The organism is Pseudoalteromonas sp., from assembly GCF_036960685.1.
GTDB lineage: Bacteria > Pseudomonadota > Gammaproteobacteria > Enterobacterales > Alteromonadaceae > Pseudoalteromonas.
Genome location: NZ_JBALXK010000001.1, coordinates 259,930 through 275,489, shown reverse-complemented (window position 1 = coordinate 275,489; position 15,560 = coordinate 259,930). Strand labels below are relative to the sequence as shown.

Annotated in this window: 18 protein-coding genes; 16 read left to right on the top strand and 2 right to left on the bottom strand. The window is 42.6% G+C overall.

Annotated elements, in window-relative coordinates; translation table 11 throughout:
• The first annotated feature begins 46 nt into the window (after positions 1 to 46).
• From V7783_RS01310 to V7783_RS01280, 7 genes are read left to right on the top strand one after another with little or no spacing between them, the layout of a single operon-like run.
• Positions 47 to 1,186 carry a protein-glutamate methylesterase/protein-glutamine glutaminase gene (locus V7783_RS01310; protein ID WP_335677191.1) on the top strand — a complete coding sequence of 380 codons (1,140 nt, stop codon included), beginning with the start codon at positions 47 to 49 and terminating at the stop codon, positions 1,184 to 1,186.
• Positions 1,179 to 1,943: a flagellar motor protein gene (locus V7783_RS01305; RefSeq protein WP_335677190.1), complete on the top strand. Its 765-nt coding sequence runs from the start codon at positions 1,179 to 1,181 to the stop codon at positions 1,941 to 1,943. The genes V7783_RS01310 and V7783_RS01305 overlap by 8 nt, the downstream gene beginning before the upstream one ends.
• On the top strand, positions 1,943 to 2,905 hold the full coding sequence (locus V7783_RS01300) for a flagellar motor protein MotB (protein ID WP_335677189.1): 963 nt from the start codon (positions 1,943 to 1,945) through the stop codon (positions 2,903 to 2,905). The genes V7783_RS01305 and V7783_RS01300 overlap by 1 nt, the downstream gene beginning before the upstream one ends.
• Before the next feature lie 9 nt (positions 2,906 to 2,914).
• A complete protein-coding gene (locus tag V7783_RS01295; protein ID WP_335677188.1) occupies positions 2,915 to 3,685 on the top strand; it encodes a ParA family protein in 771 nt (256 codons plus the stop codon).
• 3 nt (positions 3,686 to 3,688) lie between these two features.
• Positions 3,689 to 4,486 carry a chemotaxis protein CheW gene (locus tag V7783_RS01290; RefSeq protein WP_335677187.1) on the top strand — a complete coding sequence of 266 codons (798 nt, stop codon included), beginning with the start codon at positions 3,689 to 3,691 and terminating at the stop codon, positions 4,484 to 4,486.
• 19 nt (positions 4,487 to 4,505) lie between these two features.
• Positions 4,506 to 5,003: a chemotaxis protein CheW gene (locus V7783_RS01285; RefSeq protein WP_064666556.1), complete on the top strand. Its 498-nt coding sequence runs from the start codon at positions 4,506 to 4,508 to the stop codon at positions 5,001 to 5,003.
• 16 nt (positions 5,004 to 5,019) lie between these two features.
• Positions 5,020 to 5,424 (top strand): DUF2802 domain-containing protein, encoded by a 405-nt coding sequence (locus V7783_RS01280; protein WP_335677186.1) that lies wholly within the window; start codon positions 5,020 to 5,022, stop codon positions 5,422 to 5,424.
• A 28-nt stretch (positions 5,425 to 5,452) separates the two neighbouring features.
• On the opposite strand, the gene V7783_RS01275 is transcribed toward V7783_RS01280, so the two are convergent.
• Together V7783_RS01275 and fliK are read right to left on the bottom strand one after the other, a co-directional pair.
• Complete coding sequence (locus V7783_RS01275) at positions 5,453 to 5,761, bottom strand: EscU/YscU/HrcU family type III secretion system export apparatus switch protein (RefSeq protein WP_335677185.1); 309 nt, start codon at positions 5,759 to 5,761, stop codon at positions 5,453 to 5,455.
• 3 nt (positions 5,762 to 5,764) lie between these two features.
• A complete protein-coding gene (gene fliK / locus V7783_RS01270) occupies positions 5,765 to 8,425 on the bottom strand; it encodes a flagellar hook-length control protein FliK (protein WP_335677184.1) in 2,661 nt (886 codons plus the stop codon).
• 103 nt (positions 8,426 to 8,528) lie between these two features.
• Here fliK and ccmA point away from each other — a divergent pair, with 103 nt between their 5' ends.
• Genes ccmA through ccmI form a run of 9 tightly spaced genes read left to right on the top strand, consistent with a single transcriptional unit; the run spans position 8,529 to position 15,551 of the window.
• Positions 8,529 to 9,149, top strand: a complete 621-nt coding sequence (ccmA, locus tag V7783_RS01265; RefSeq protein ID WP_335677183.1) for a cytochrome c biogenesis heme-transporting ATPase CcmA — start codon at positions 8,529 to 8,531, stop codon at positions 9,147 to 9,149.
• Positions 9,149 to 9,835: a heme exporter protein CcmB gene (gene ccmB, locus V7783_RS01260; RefSeq protein ID WP_335677182.1), complete on the top strand. Its 687-nt coding sequence runs from the start codon at positions 9,149 to 9,151 to the stop codon at positions 9,833 to 9,835. Before ccmA ends, ccmB begins: the two co-directional genes overlap by 1 nt.
• Before the next feature lies 1 nt (position 9,836).
• On the top strand, positions 9,837 to 10,574 hold the full coding sequence (locus tag V7783_RS01255) for a heme ABC transporter permease (protein WP_335677181.1): 738 nt from the start codon (positions 9,837 to 9,839) through the stop codon (positions 10,572 to 10,574).
• Between the two features lie 2 nt (positions 10,575 to 10,576).
• On the top strand, positions 10,577 to 10,780 hold the full coding sequence (gene ccmD, locus V7783_RS01250) for a heme exporter protein CcmD (RefSeq protein ID WP_304179321.1): 204 nt from the start codon (positions 10,577 to 10,579) through the stop codon (positions 10,778 to 10,780).
• Positions 10,777 to 11,256 carry a cytochrome c maturation protein CcmE gene (gene ccmE / locus V7783_RS01245; protein WP_335677180.1) on the top strand — a complete coding sequence of 160 codons (480 nt, stop codon included), beginning with the start codon at positions 10,777 to 10,779 and terminating at the stop codon, positions 11,254 to 11,256. Before ccmD ends, ccmE begins: the two co-directional genes overlap by 4 nt.
• Before the next feature lies 1 nt (position 11,257).
• Positions 11,258 to 13,225 (top strand): heme lyase CcmF/NrfE family subunit, encoded by a 1,968-nt coding sequence (locus V7783_RS01240; RefSeq protein ID WP_335677179.1) that lies wholly within the window; start codon positions 11,258 to 11,260, stop codon positions 13,223 to 13,225.
• Entirely contained in the window at positions 13,222 to 13,794 is a 573-nt protein-coding gene (locus tag V7783_RS01235) for a redoxin family protein (protein ID WP_335677178.1), read from the top strand. The genes V7783_RS01240 and V7783_RS01235 overlap by 4 nt, the downstream gene beginning before the upstream one ends.
• Positions 13,791 to 14,252 (top strand): cytochrome c-type biogenesis protein, encoded by a 462-nt coding sequence (locus V7783_RS01230; protein WP_335677177.1) that lies wholly within the window; start codon positions 13,791 to 13,793, stop codon positions 14,250 to 14,252. Before V7783_RS01235 ends, V7783_RS01230 begins: the two co-directional genes overlap by 4 nt.
• Positions 14,253 to 15,551: a c-type cytochrome biogenesis protein CcmI gene (gene ccmI / locus V7783_RS01225; RefSeq protein ID WP_335677176.1), complete on the top strand. Its 1,299-nt coding sequence runs from the start codon at positions 14,253 to 14,255 to the stop codon at positions 15,549 to 15,551.
• The last annotated feature ends 9 nt before the right edge of the window (positions 15,552 to 15,560 follow it).

Here is a 15,560-nt window from a genome sequence, read left to right as displayed (position 1 = left end):
GAGCCTTTTGCGGCTCTCGCAGATAAAATTTAACAAGAGTATGCCGATGGCAGTTAAAGTTTTAGTTGTTGATGATTCCAGTTTTTTTCGCCGTAGAGTGAGCGAAATACTTGAGCAAGATAAGGATATTGAAGTCATTGGTTTTGCGGTAAATGGCCGAGAAGCCGTAGACAAAGCAAATCAATTACGACCAGATGTAATCACCATGGACGTTGAAATGCCAGTGCTTGATGGTATTAGCGCTGTCAAAGAGATCATGGCAGCGAACCCAACACCCATTCTGATGTTTTCTTCATTAACTCGTGATGGGGCAACGGCTACATTAGATGCGCTCGATGCGGGGGCTTTGGATTTTTTACCGAAAAAATTTGAAGATATTGCCCGCAATAATGAAGATGCGATTAAACTCCTACAAAATAAAGTAAAAGAGATTGGTCGTAGACGACTATCACGTTTTAGCCGGCCTGCACCAGCAACGCCAGTCACGCCTTCATCTACGTCTACAGCAACTACCTCGCGACCTGCAATTACTCAGCCGGATAGAAGTTTTAACCGCAGTGCTACGCCGAGCGCTGGTACATCTGCGACTATTCGTGCATCAGGTAAAAAATATCAAATCGTCGCTATAGGTACCTCTACCGGTGGGCCTGTTGCATTACAAACGATTTTGACTCAGCTACCGGCTAATTTTCCGCACCCTATTTTGTTGATCCAGCATATGCCTGCAGCGTTCACGCCTGCATTTGCAGCTCGCTTGAATGGGTTGTGCAAAATACAAGTAAAAGAGGCTCAACAGGGCGATAAATTAATGCCTGGTGTGGCTTATTTGGCACCCGGTGGTCAGCAAATGTTGATTGAAGGACGAGGTGGTAATCGTACTTTGCGAGTGTTTGAAGATGATAGCGCACGGATCACTTATAAACCGAGTGTTGATGTAACCTTTGCCAGTACAGCTAAAGCCTATCAAGGGGATGTACTCGCCGTTGTGCTTACAGGAATGGGAGCCGATGGCCGCGACGGTGCAAGAATGCTGAAACAAGTTGGTGCGACTATTTGGGCACAAGATGAAAAAACCAGTGTCGTCTACGGTATGCCGCAAGCGGTTGCAAGTGCTGGTTTATCATCGGCAAGTATCGCGCTGGGTGATGTTGCTACTCGATTAGTGCGTGAGATTGGTTGTGGATAAGTTGTCATTCTTAGGCCTGTTAATTGCGCTTTTGGCAATTGGCTTTGGTTACTCATTGGAAGGCGGGGTTGTAAGCGCGTTATTTAATGGCCCTGCATTGATAATTGTGCTCGGTGGTACGCTTGGCGCTGTAATGTTGCAAACACCTGCTAGCACCTTCAGTAAAGTATTAAAGATAAGTCATTGGGTGTTTTTTCCGCCGCGTCATGATATTGATGGGGCTATTGAGCAAGTTAAAAGTTGGTCACATAAAGCGCGTCAAGAAGGTTATTTAGCACTGGAAGAAGTGGCATTGACGCACTCTGATCCTTACGTCGCTAAAGGCTTGAGCTTACTGGTTGATGGTCACAGTGAGCAAAAACTTAGAGACACACTTGAAATTGATTTATTATTGGAACGTGAGCGCCTACTTGAAGCTAGCCGTGTTTATGAAGCATTAGGGGGTTATAGCCCAACCATAGGTATTTTAGGTGCGGTGCTTGGCCTTATTCAGGCAATGTCGTTTATCACAGATCCGGAAAAATTAGGCGCTGGTGTCGCAACGGCATTCATCGCTACTATCTATGGCGTTGGCTTAGCAAATTTATTGTTTCTGCCAATGGCTAACAAACTGCAACAGCAAGTTGAACAGAAAATGCTTTACCATGAGCTACTAGCCGAAGGGATTATTGCTATCAGCCAAGGCGATAGTCCAGTCAATATTGAGCTTAAACTTGAAGCGTATCGCGTTGAGCGACCCACTCAGTTACAACAATAATGATGCGTCGCCGCCTTCGTCATTCGTCGAAAAAAAATCAACATACTGAACGTTGGTTAGTTTCCTATGCCGATTACATGACCATTATGTTTGCTTTTTTTGTGGTGATGTATGCCATTGCCATCAATAAAGAAGAAAACTTTCAAATTTTATCTGACTCCTTAGAGCAGGTGTTTGATAAATCGGCTCGTCAGCATTCCCAAGAAGGCCAAGGCGTAACCGGAACCGGTTTATTAACTGATAGAGTAACTCCAGAAAAAGAACTGCTATTTGGTGAGAGTATTCAAAAGCAAGAAGCAGGGCCTGAGTTACTAGATGGTCAAAGTGATACTAGTAATATACAACAAAAGCATTTGGGTAAACCGCTGGATAGTTTACTAACTAAATTACAGTCAGCTTTAATTGATGAAATACGTGATGGTGAAGCCAGTTTAGAACTACACCAAGACTGGTTGATTATTGAATTAAGCTCTGGAATGTTGTTTTCAAGTGGCAGTGCAGTGGCACACTTACGCGCCAAGCAAGTGATCAAACTAGTAAAAGATATTATTGCCCCGGTTGATAATTACATACGCGTTCGTGGTTATACCGACAATGAAACGATTCGAAATGAAATGTTTCGCTCTAATTGGGAGTTGTCGGTTGCTCGGGCAACGTCTATGTTAGTAGAGCTTGAGGCCCTAGGAATTAATCCTGCGCGTATGGCGATTGAAGGTTATGGGCAATATTCACCTTTTGCTGAGAATGACACTGAGCAAGGCCGTGCAGAGAATCGTAAAGTAGTGGTAGCCTTGTCTAAATATGGCCTACCACCACAACCTGAAGTTACAAAAGGGCAAGCAGCACAGCAACGGGCACCAGAGCCGCAACCAATTGAGTTGCCAAGTGACGATAACAGCATTAAAGTGATCCAACTCCCACATGGTGGCATACGAATTACAACGCGCAATGAAAAACAGTAAAGGTGTGATGTGAAAATTTGGACGGTAGCGAATCAAAAGGGTGGAGTAGGCAAAACCACCACGGCTGTGAGTTTGGCTGGCATATTAGCACTGCAAGGAAAGCGAGTATTACTGATTGATACTGATCCCCATGCATCTTTAACCTATTACTTTGGCATTGACTCTGAGGATTTAGAAGTCAGTGTCTATGATATATTTGCCCGTGGTAATACCATGGCCAGTGAAGAAATTTTACAAGCGCTTTGCCCATCAAATATTGATAATTTAGATATTTTGCCAGCGACCATGGCGATAGCCACTCTTGATCGCAGCATGGGTAATAAAACCGGGATGGGGCTGATTTTAAAAAAAGCATTAACTAAAATCAGTGAGCATTACGATTATGCGATATTAGATTGTCCGCCGGTGTTAGGCGTATTAATGGTGAATGCGTTGGCGGCCAGCGAACGGATTTTAGTGCCAGTGCAAACCGAGTTTTTAGCACTGAAAGGGCTTGACCGAATGATGCGAACAATGGAATTAATGCAAAGCTCGCAATCAAAGCAGTATCAATATACCATTATCCCGACAATGTATGATAAGCGCACCAATGCATCGTTAGAGGCATATAAAACATTACAGCAAACGTACCAAGAAAAAGTATGGCCAGGGGTAATACCAGTAGATACGAAGTTTCGTGATGCAAGTTTAGCCCAGCAAGTACCTATTCAGTATTGTCCGCGCTCACGAGGTGTTTATGCATATCGCGCATTACTCGATTATTTGATTGAACAAGGTTAATGAATGAGTAAGCAATTATTTGCTAATGAAAAAGTAATGACCCAGTATCTGGGGGCTTTACTGTGCGAAGAAGAAGAGTCGACGGATTTAGAGCCGGTTGCAAAATTACTCGAACAAGTGTCACCGACGGACACCAGCAATAAAATGCCAGCGAAGGCGTCACAGCAAACGATCGTGCAGCCAAATGCGTTGGACGAGCCAAAACCAACTGCGCAAGCAGAAATACCTGAACAAATTACACCGCCCCTTGAGAAACCGCAGATCCAAGCTAATATCAATGATATAGCTAAAGTTACTTCGCAACTTGACGCCGTTGAGGCGAAAACGCCGGTGCAACGTCAAGAGGATTATTTTGATGGTGAATTTCAAGCATTATTCTTTGAAGTGGCTGGGCTGACTCTTGCTGTTCCACTTAAGGCACTTGGCGGGATCCATCAATTAGGTGAAGTGAACCAATTGTTTGGTAAACCTAAGTGGTTTAAAGGGGTTATGCTCAATCGTGAGGAAAACCTGAATGTGGTTGATACCGCTCGGTGGGTGATGCCAGAAAAATATACCCAAGAGTTAGAAGACAAATTAAACTACCAATACTTGATTACCTTAGGTGATAGCCAATGGGGATTGTTGGCAGAAAAGCTGGTAAATAACATCACACTTCGCAGTGAAGATGTTAAATGGCGAGCTAAAAGTGGCAAGCGACCTTGGCTTGCAGGGGTAATTAAAGAAAAAATGTGTGCCTTGATTGATGTGCAAAGCTTAAATCAATTATTAGAGCAAGGTTTAGATAGCCGCGAGCAGTAGCGATATTCGGAGTACTAACATGAGTGAACAAAGATTATTATCAACCAGTAAAAATACCGATGGCAATGATGAAGTGTTGCAATGGGTTACTTTTAAGCTGGAATCAGAAACCTATGGTGTGAATGTAATGCAAGTGCAAGAAATCTTGCGTTACACAGAAATTGCGCCTGTCCCTGGTGCGCCAAGCTATGTATTAGGGATCATTAACTTACGTGGTAACGTTGTAACGGTTATTGATACTCGCGCGCGATTTGGTTTAATGTCGGCAGAAGCAACAGACAATTCACGGGTTTTGATCATTGAAGCAGAAGAGCAAGTGATTGGTATTCTTGCAGATAGTGTGGCTGAAGTGGTTTATTTACGCAGTTCAGAAATCGACAGTGCACCAAACATTGGTACTGAAGAAAGCGCCAAGTTTATCCAAGGTGTAAGTAACCGTGATGGTGAATTATTGATTTTAGTTGATTTAAACAAATTGCTAAATGATGAAGAGTGGGACGAGCTGAGCGGTTTATAACGCTTACGGAAAAACTATGTTTTTATACTCGTTGTTAGGTGCCTCATTATTACTTGTTTTAGTTTGTTTGGGGCTCATTTTTGTCAATAATAATAAACACGCTGCTGCGTTAAAAAGCCGAACACAGCAATTGCAAGAAGCACAACAACAGCTAAGCATTTTACGCAGCGAAGTTGCTGAAATGCGCACCGGTATGCTCAGTATTGGCAAGCGGTTAGTTGCTGTAGAGCAACGTAATCAGGAATTAGCGCAATTACAAGATGCGCAGAAGTATGACGACCCTGATGCGAAAATTTACTCTCGTGCAGTAAAAATGGTTGAGTTAGGCGCGGATATCGAAGAGATCATTCGTGAATGCGAGTTGCCACGGGCCGAAGCTGAATTATTAATGTCGTTACATCATCAAAAAGGCGCTAATTAGCGCTTTTTTCGTTTTTTTGAAACTATTTTTACGCTTTAATATTTAACTTGCCCTGAAAATCTTGCCAGCCTGGTGGAAATTTTCCGCGCAGTACATATGAAAAAGCGATCAATTCAGCAATAACATAATACAATTCTTTGGGGATCTCCTCACCCAATTCTAAATGCGATAATGTTTTGGCCAAGGCTTCATCTTTGTGGATCAAAATACCTTTTTCTTCTGCTGCCTTAATTATTTCTTCAGCTAATTCGCCAAACCCTTTGCTGGCAACAGTTGGTGAACGGCCTGCTTCGTAAAGTAAGCCGATCGCAGATTTATGGTGAGAGTTATCACTCATGGTCTAAACCTTTATATTAATAATGGCATGGGATTGGTAAAACGCTTGATGCTGTGGTGCGCCTTGACTAAGTGCCAGTTCGCCTACCTGTAAGCCATGAGCTGTAAGTTTATGACGCAGGCTTTCAAGGTGAGGATGCGCCATTGCTGTAACCTCTTGGCTTGAAGCAAGTAATTGGCAATCAAGCGCTTTATCCATTAACTCAGCGGTGATCTGCAACTGTCCAAGTTCGGCATAATCAAAATTAAGTCGCACAAACCAAACATTTTTTCCTTCGAGTTGATCTTTACTGGGTTTTTTATATTGCCCTAATGATATTTCAGTTTGCGCTGCCTCAGGTGGAAGCCGCATAGGTAATAAAAATTGTACCAGCGGATTTGTATCCGGCTGCTGATTAATAGGCGTACTATTTACTTGGCTAATTGCCGTTTTTATTTGGCTGAGCTCCGCAGCTAATGCCTGAGATTGCGGTTGCAGTAATTGCTCTTGTAGTTTTTGCGAATTAGTCGCTTTAAAATTTGGTACTAATACCTGTAGTAGGGCATCTAATGAACTCTGAGCGTTAAAATTTAAGGCACTGATATTCGCTAAGCTCGGTGCAGCTAAAATGCCTACTGTTAAGTGCTCAAGGGATTGACTAAAACTATTCTGCAACGCGCTCGAGGTTAAGCTTTCAGGGCGTAAAACGCTGAGTATCTCTCGTTGAATGGTTAGCGGTTGCAGAGATTGGCTATCAATCATACGACTAAATGCCTGATTAACTAATCGATTCAAATCAACATTATCGCTGACTTTAGTGTTTGCCAGTTTATCGATTTGTGCCGCCACTTGCTGCTTATCAGTTGTCGTGGAGCGGGTAAAGTTAGGCAATGGTTTTTCGTGAGGAGTTTTTAGCAGCGATGCCAGTAATTTGGATTCTAGTGGCAAACTTAGCTGACTTGCTGGCACGGTTGCTTTCAGTGGCCCTTGTATTGGCAATGAAAGCGTTGCGAGCTGTGCTGTTTTGTTGGCACTCACTTTAGCGGTGATTGCCAAATCTGGTTGCTGAGTAGCACTTTGCTTTTGTATGCTTGGACCATCAGCAGTCTTTTTTACTGTTTCAGCGAGGGCTTTGGCGTTGATGGCTGCTGTGCTTACGTCTTTACTTGCACTGCTTGGGTTTGAAATTGGTATTATAGAGCTTGTTTGTTGCTGCTTGTGTGCTGATGCAGCAGCAATATTTTGCGGGTTAACTGTAGGCGCTGTAGGCGCAGCGGCTTTATTCTCCGATTGACTTGCAGACACAACTATCACAGCTTTAGCCTGCGCAGGCGTTGTGGGGGTATTTATATTTGCTTGATCAGCGAGTGCCGCTTTGCTTAATAGTGGAGTCGCTGCAGCCATTTGTAATTGTGTTGATTGTGTAATACTGGCTAAGCTCGCTTTTAATTGCTGCAACACCTGCACCAATGGGGGAGATTGATGGAAGTGTTTCGGTAATGATGTCGCTTGACTTATATCTGCCAGCAATGGCTGGTTGTGATTGATTGCCAGTGCTGCAAGGTTTATTCGAGTTAACGATTTTGGCAATAAGGTGTGTTCTGTTTGTTGTGCCGGCATCACCTGTTGGGGGGATGTAGTGATACTAGATTTACCGCTACTTGGCCTAAGTTGACTAAATGGTTTACTTTCAAAGTAGCGTACGGCGTCGTTGATACGGGTTTTTAAATCAGCAAAACTGTGTTGTAGCCAAGAGCTGATCGGACTACTACTGACCAGCGATGGGCTGGCTGATGTAGCAGGCAAATTTACAGGCGTTGACAGTTGGCTTTTCTGGACCAGTGACTGGAAAGTATTGGCGAGTGAATTTTTTAGTAACAAAGCCATATTAGGCTGCTGTGTTTTAATTATAAGTTGTTCATTAACAGCAATAAGCTGCACTTTTTGTGCAGCTGAACTGGCTTGGCTTTGAGCAGTACGTTGATGATTAGCAGGGGCCTGTATAGCCAGTTTTATATTCCCGTTATAATTATTAAAATTCAGGGTTATGGTGTTTTTATCTAACTGTAGCTGCCCTTGTGGTACTAGCTTGCTTAACCAGAGCGCGAGTTTTGCTTGGCTAATTGGTTGTTGGTGCAAAGTATCTGCAAAACGATTAATTATACTCAAGGTAAAATTACGATTGTTAGGGGTTATAACGGCCTTTAGTCCTGCTTCGCTATGTAATAGTTGTGCGAGTTCTTTATTAACAGTAATACTGGCATCTAATTGGTTTAAGAGTAATTTTGCAGCAGGTTGTAATATGACCTGTACTGATAATGGCTTATTAGTGAGCTGATCACCGCTGTTAATAAAATTTAAAATACTTTGTAATTGATTTGGTTGACGCAGACTTATTTCGGTCTGTGTTGGCAAAATAGTCAGTTGCTTACCATCATGACTGAGTTGAATATTGGCACTGGCAATTTTTGTTTGATTGCTTTGCGACTCAGTGGTGGCCAGGCGTAATGTTTGCCAATGTTTGTCAACATACACTTCCATCTGCACTGAGTCTTTCGCAAATACAATATTTTTAGCACTAAGCGTTTGTTCGCTCAGTGCTGGTAATTGCTGCCCCGCGCCATTGTGCGACGAATGACTGACAGAAAGCGAATTCGCTAATGTTATCTGTGTAGGTTTATTCATTATTTTAAATCAAGTTTTTCATTAATCGGTGCAAAGCATTATTCGTATTACCCTATCATTATGCTAGACTAACGCCTAATTTTGGGTATAGAGAATCATCATCTTGTTACACATTAAGTCCGTCACCTGCATCAAGCAAGACCGTTGTTTGTTTGCGGATCTTAATTTCCGCTTGAATTCAGGTCAAATCATGCAATTAGCAGGCCCAAACGGGGCTGGTAAAACATCATTATTGCGTATAATTGCAGGGTTTTCTGCGCCTGATGAAGGGCAAGTAATGTGGCAGGGTGAATCTATTGCAAAAAATTATGATGAGTTTGCCCGCGAGTTGTTGTTTATCGGTCACAAAACCGGCGTAAATAATCAACTTAGTGCGATTGAAAACTTACGTTTTTGGTTGCAAATTCAAGGTTACAACACAGATCAAGACCTGTATTCATTACTGGCTAAAATTGGCTTAGTAGGCCTTGAGGATGTGCCGGTGCGTACTTTATCCGCTGGGCAACAGCGTCGTGTTGCATTGATCCGGCTATGGCTCAACGATGCTAAATTATGGGTGCTTGATGAGCCTTTTACGGCGCTAGATAAAGCCGGTGTTGCGTTTTTACAGCAACGATTTTTAACTCACCTTGAGCAAGGTGGGGCGATTCTATTAACTACCCACCAAGATTTAACTACGCACTTTGAGCAGTTACAAACCGTGACTTTGGAGTACCGACACTGATGTTACGCCAACATTCATATTGGCAGCTGTTTAGTGCTGTTTGTAAAAAAGACATACAGTTGGCCTTTCGTCAGCGTGCTGAAATTGTTAATCCCATTTTGTTCTTTTTGATTGTTATTACTTTATTTCCGTTAGCTATTGGGCCTGAGCCCGGTCTATTAGCTCGGATGGCGCCGGGTATTATTTGGGTCGCTGCATTACTATCAACCATGTTAGGGTTAGATAAGTTATTTCGCGATGATTTTAATGATGGCAGTTTAGAGCAACTCATTGCTTCTTCATACCCATTACCGCTAACAGTACTTGGTAAAGTAGTTGCCCATTGGTTGATTACTGGTTTGCCATTGGTACTAATGACACCGCTGTTTGCACTGTTACTAAACCTAGACAATCAAGCATTAATAGCGACGGTGCTTACTTTATTGTTAGGTACACCATTACTTAGTTTTATCGGCGCCATTGGTGCTGGACTTACTGTTGGATTACAAAAAGGGGGCATTTTAATGAGCCTATTGGTTCTACCCTTGTATATCCCGGTTCTAATTTTTGCAACGTCCGCTATTGATACCAGCACTATGTCGCTGGATTATAGTGGTCAGCTTGCTATTCTTGGTGCGATGCTCGTCATTGCTATTATTAGCGCACCAATCGCCATATCGTCAGCATTGAAAGTGAGTGTAAGTTAATATGTGGAAGTGGTTACATCCCTACGCTAAAGCAGATCGTGCATATCAATTATGTAATACGTTACTGCCCTATTTTGCCGTGATATCGGTTGTCTGTATGCTCGTTGGTTGGGTCTGGGGGTTAGCCTATGCGCCTGCCGACTATCAGCAAAAAGACAGTTATCGCATTATTTTCATTCATGTTCCTTCAGCTATTTTGTCGATGGGTGCTTATTCATCCATGGCCATTGCGGCAGTGATCGCCTTAGTATGGCAATTACGTAATGCTGAGTTAGCTGTGATTGCTATTGCACCCGTTGGTGCATGTGTGACGGCGATTGCACTAATTACCGGCGCAGCATGGGGTAAACCTATGTGGGGTGCTTGGTGGGTGTGGGATGCTCGGCTTACCTCTGAGCTCATTCTATTATTTTTATACTTAGGTGTGTTGTCTTTATATCATGCCTTTGAAGATAAAAAAGCAGCGGGTCGTGCTGCATCTATTTTGGCAATTGTTGGGGTTATTAACCTGCCAATTATCCATTTTTCGGTTGAGTGGTGGAACACCCTGCATCAAGGTGCCACTATCACTAAGTTTGACACGAAAGCCATTGATTCCAGTATGTTTTGGCCATTAATGGTAAATATAGTCGCCTTTGCTGGTTTTGTTGGCACGGTGACGTTGATGCGTCTTAAAAATGAAATTTTACAACGTGAGAAGCACCGCCCTTGGGTGCGTCAGTTGTTAAATAGGGGCTAGTTATGCAGTTTGATTCTTTTTCTGATTTTATTGCCATGGGCGGTTACGGTTTTTATGTATGGCTCTCTTTTGGCACATGTGCACTGATTTTATTAGGTATTTTAGTTAGTTCTTTAAATGATACCAAGCGCATTATGGCTTCTGTACAGCAACAAGCTGAGCGAGAAGCGCGTATTCAGCAGGCTAAACAGGAGCAACAACTATGAATCCAAGACGCAAAAAACGTCTGTTAGCTGTAACAGCCATAGTATTTGGTGTTGGAGCTGCAATTGGTTTAGTGCTGTATGCGCTACAAGAGAACATTAATTTATTTTATACCCCGAGTGAATTAGTCGAAGGTAAAGGACCAAATAAAGAAAAACCGCACATAGGTCAAAAATTACGTATTGGTGGCATGGTGGTTCCAGGCTCTGTGATCAGAGATGAAACCAGCTTACAAGTCAGCTTTAAATTAATTGATACCGGCCCACTCGTTACGATTAAATACCAAGGTATTTTGCCTGACTTATTTCGTGAGGGACAAGGGATTGTGGCGCAAGGTGTGTTGGTTGAACCTAATGTAATAGAAGCGTTTGAAGTTTTGGCAAAGCATGATGAAGAATACATGCCAGCTGAAGTTGCTGAAGCGGTAAAGGGGATCAAACATGAAAAACCTAAATATAACTTAGAAAGTGGCAATTAAGATGATCCCAGAACTCGGTTATTTCTCCCTAACACTTGCTATGGTGCTGAGTGTTTTATTGTGTATTTTTCCTTTATGGGGCGCACACACTGGCAATTTACGACTAATGCGCGCAGCGCCTTCATTAGCTGTTGGCCAGTTTATATTTGTGCTGTTGTCATTCGCAGCCCTTATTTACGCAAGTTTAACGGATGATTTTACCGTCGCATATGTGGCCTATCATTCAAGTAGTACTTTACCCTGGTATTATAAAATCACTTCAACTTGGGGCGGTCATGAAGGCGCTATTTTGTTGTGGTTAGTGATGCAAGCAGGTTGGACTGCGGTTGTTGCTGTGCGTTCTAATTCACTGCCTTGGATATTACGAGCAAGGGTATTAGGTGTGTTAGGCTTTTTAGGGGTTGGCTTTATGCTTTATACCCTGTGGATGTCAAACCCGTTTGAATTATTGTTACCGTATTTTCCTGTAGAGGGTCGCGATCTCAACCCGTTATTGCAAGATCCAGGTATGATCATTCATCCCCCTTTGCTGTATATGGGCTATGTGGGACTATCAGTATCATTCTCATTTGCTATTGCCGCGCTATTAACCGGCAAGCTTGATAATACTTGGGCTAAATGGTCGCGTCCATGGACCATGACTGCATGGGGCTTTTTAACCTTAGGCATTACAATTGGTAGCTGGTGGGCTTATTCTGAGCTTGGCTGGGGCGGTTGGTGGTTCTGGGATCCAGTTGAAAACGCATCACTCATGCCATGGCTCGTGGCAACGGCATTATTACACTCCTTGTCGGTAACTGAAAAACGCGGCGTGTTTAAATCTTGGACTGTGCTACTTGCTATCGCGGCGTTTTCATTAAGCTTGCTGGGCACCTTTATTGTGCGCTCTGGCATTATTGTGTCGGTACATGCTTTTGCGACAGACCCTGATCGTGGGTTATTTATCTTGGCATTTTTAGCTATCGTCGTCGGTGGCGCATTAACGTTATACGCTTTTAGAGTGTCGCAAGTGCGCAGTGAAGGACGCTATAAGCTGGTATCACGTGAAGTAGCATTATGGCTTAATAATATATTTTTAGTGGTGGCTACATTTATAGTGTTACTAGGTACTCTATTACCTATGGTGCATAAAGAAATGGGCTTAGGCAGTATCTCTATTGGCGAACCGTTTTTTAATAAAATGTTTGCCATTCTTTTGGTACCATTTGCCATTTTAATGGGAATTGGACCCTTACTACGTTGGAAGCAAAATAAGTGGTCTTTTCTGCAAAATAAATTACTTATTGCTGCGCTAATGAGCGTTGTTATCACAGCAGCTTGGTTGTATTCAAGTTATGCCGTTGTTGCACCTTTAACGTTATTAGCAACCACACTGGCAGTATGGATTATCATGACAACCGCTGTTGACCTATACATAAAAGCAACCTTACAAACTAGTTTTAGCCAAGGGCTGAAACGCTTAGGGTTGAGCTACTGGGCAATGGTGTTGGGTCATGTTGGTATCGCTTTTGTTATTGCGGGCGTTACGTTAACTTCGGCATACTCTGTTGAGCGTGATGTCTCAATGAAACCAGGTGAAATTGTACAGTTAAATCAGTATCAGTATCGTTTCGAAGGGGTGAATACTATTCGCGGCGCTAACTACAGTGGCCATGCGGGAGAAGTGAGTGTTCTGAAAAATGATAAATTAGTGACCGTATTGCATGCTGAAAAACGTCGTTATGATATTGGTATGCAATTTATGACTGAAGCGGCAATTGATGCCGGTTTCACCCGCGATTTATATTTAGCGTTGGGTGAGCAGTTAAGTAACGGTGGTTGGTCACTGCGAATTTATCATAAACCGTATGTGCGTTGGATGTGGATTGGTGGTGTGTTGATTTCACTTGCTGGCTTTATGATTTTGGGTGACAGACGCTATCGCACCAGCAAAAAGAAGTCTGATAAATCAAAGGAGCAGTTAGTATGAATCGCAAATTATTAGCGCTTATACCCCTGCTGGCATTTGCTTTAGTGTGTGTGTTTTTATTCCAAGGCTTGTTTTCTAATCCACGAGAAATTCAAACCGGTCGTTTAGGTCAGCCAATGCCGACCTTTGATTTACCTGATTTAATGCAGGATTCAAAGCGTTGGCAGGATAGCCAGTTAAAAGGCGATGTTTATTTACTTAATGTATGGGGCACTTGGTGTCCTACCTGTTTAGCTGAATTAGATTATTTAACCCAACTGCGAGAGCAAGGCGTTAAAATTATCGGGCTTTACTATGTACAAAGTTATGATGCTGATTTCGATGGCGAATTCGACTTACCAGCGCTGCGTGAAGAAGTTAAGTCAATGCTAAGTCGAGCGGGTGATCCGTATCAGTTTAATATTCTTGATTTACACCGCACTTTATCCCTTGATTTAGGCGTATCCGGTGCGCCGGAGACTTTTTTAGTGGACAGTAAAGGGACTATTTTATTGCATCATACCGGCGATATAAATCCGCGAGTTTGGCGTGCTAAATTTGCGCCCTTAATGCAGGAGTTACAGCCATGAAATATTGTTTAGTTGTATTGTTGATGTTTATCAGTGGCGCCGCTCTGGCTGAGCAAGACCGTTATCAATTTGATAATAATGAACAAGCACAACGCTTTTCAGAGTTGACCAAAGAATTACGCTGCCCTAAATGTCAAAATCAAAATATTGCCGATTCTGATGCCGTAGTTGCTAAAGATCTTCGTGACAAAGTCTTGGTATTAGTGAAAGAGGGTAAATCAAAAGACGATGTAATTGAATATATGATTGACCGTTATGGTTACTTTGTTCATTACGACCCACCTGTCACACCTGCAACACTAGTGTTGTGGGTATTACCGGTATTGATTGTGGTATTTGGTTTTGGTTTTATTATTTTTCGTCAGCGAAAAGCGGCGGTTAAACAAACATGGAGTGAGCAAGATGAGGCGCTATTAGCCAAGCTCATTGCTCAAAATGAACGTCAGGAGCAGATTTAAATGATACTAATGTGGGTTGCTTTTGCATTATTAACCTTATTAGCTATGGCGTTTGTTGCCCTGCCTTTTTTAAGTAAAGAGCGCGTACAAAGCCTCACCTATAATGCTAACTCAGAGCTTATTGCTATTTTTCATCAACGCCTTGGCGAGCTGGCGAATGATTTGGCTGAGCAACGTATCGATCAGGTTAACCATGATGAATCGGTGGTTGAACTCAAACGCCGTTTACTAAACGAGTTATCGCCTGAAAAGTCGCTAATGAGTAAAGGTAATAACCGTATTTTTGCATTCACAGGCAGTGCCTTTTTGGTAGCCTTTACCGTGATATTTTATACTGCGACGGGCTCCCAGCAACAATTGCAGAATTGGCACAGTGCGATGGATAATTTACCTGCCTATGGTGAGCGAGCTGTAATGCAGCAAGGTGAGCCACTAAGCCAAAATGAATTACAAGCGTTTGCGTTAGGGTTACGTACTAAACTTGCCCAAAGTGGTGATGACCAAGTGGCCTGGATGTTACTTGGACGAGTTGCTATGTCGCTAAACGAATACGATATGGCACAACAATCATTTGATAAAGTATTGCGTCTGGATCCTGACAACCTCCCTGTATTGATAAGTTATAGCCAAGTGTTATTACTTGAGGGAAGTGATGCGAATATGACCCGTGCCGCAGGTATGCTTTCTAAAGTACTTAAAGATGATCCAACTAACCTTGATGCAATTTCATTATTGGCGTTAATTGCCTACGAGCGGCACGATTGGCTACAAGCAAAAGCCGCATTTGAAGTATTGTTAAAGAGTATGGATAAGGAAGACTCACGTTATAGTATGATTGCTCAGCGGATCTCTGAAATTGAGCAAAATATAAGTGCTGAGAATGAGCAACAAAATAGCCAACTTACACCCGTTGCAACAGCGCAGCAAAGCAGTGATGACAGTTCTGCAGCAACATCAGCAATTAAAGTTACCATTAAATTGGCGCCAGAATTAACGGATAAGTTACCAGCTCAAGGCACCTTGTTTGTATTTGCAAAGGCTGCTAATGGCCCGCCAATGCCATTGGCAGTGGTAAAATTGACGGATTACCGTTTTCCAATTGAAGTGCAGTTAAGTGACAGTAACGCTATGGTTGCAGGTTTAACACTTTCAAGTGTTGAGCAAATCATTTTAACAGCGCGTATTTCAAAAGATGCCTCGGTAATGCCTTCAACAGGTGAGCTAGAAGGGCGCTCTGATGTATTAGAGCGCAGCCAAACTCAGGCTTATGAGTTACTTATCAATGAATTAATACCTTAAAAGGAACAA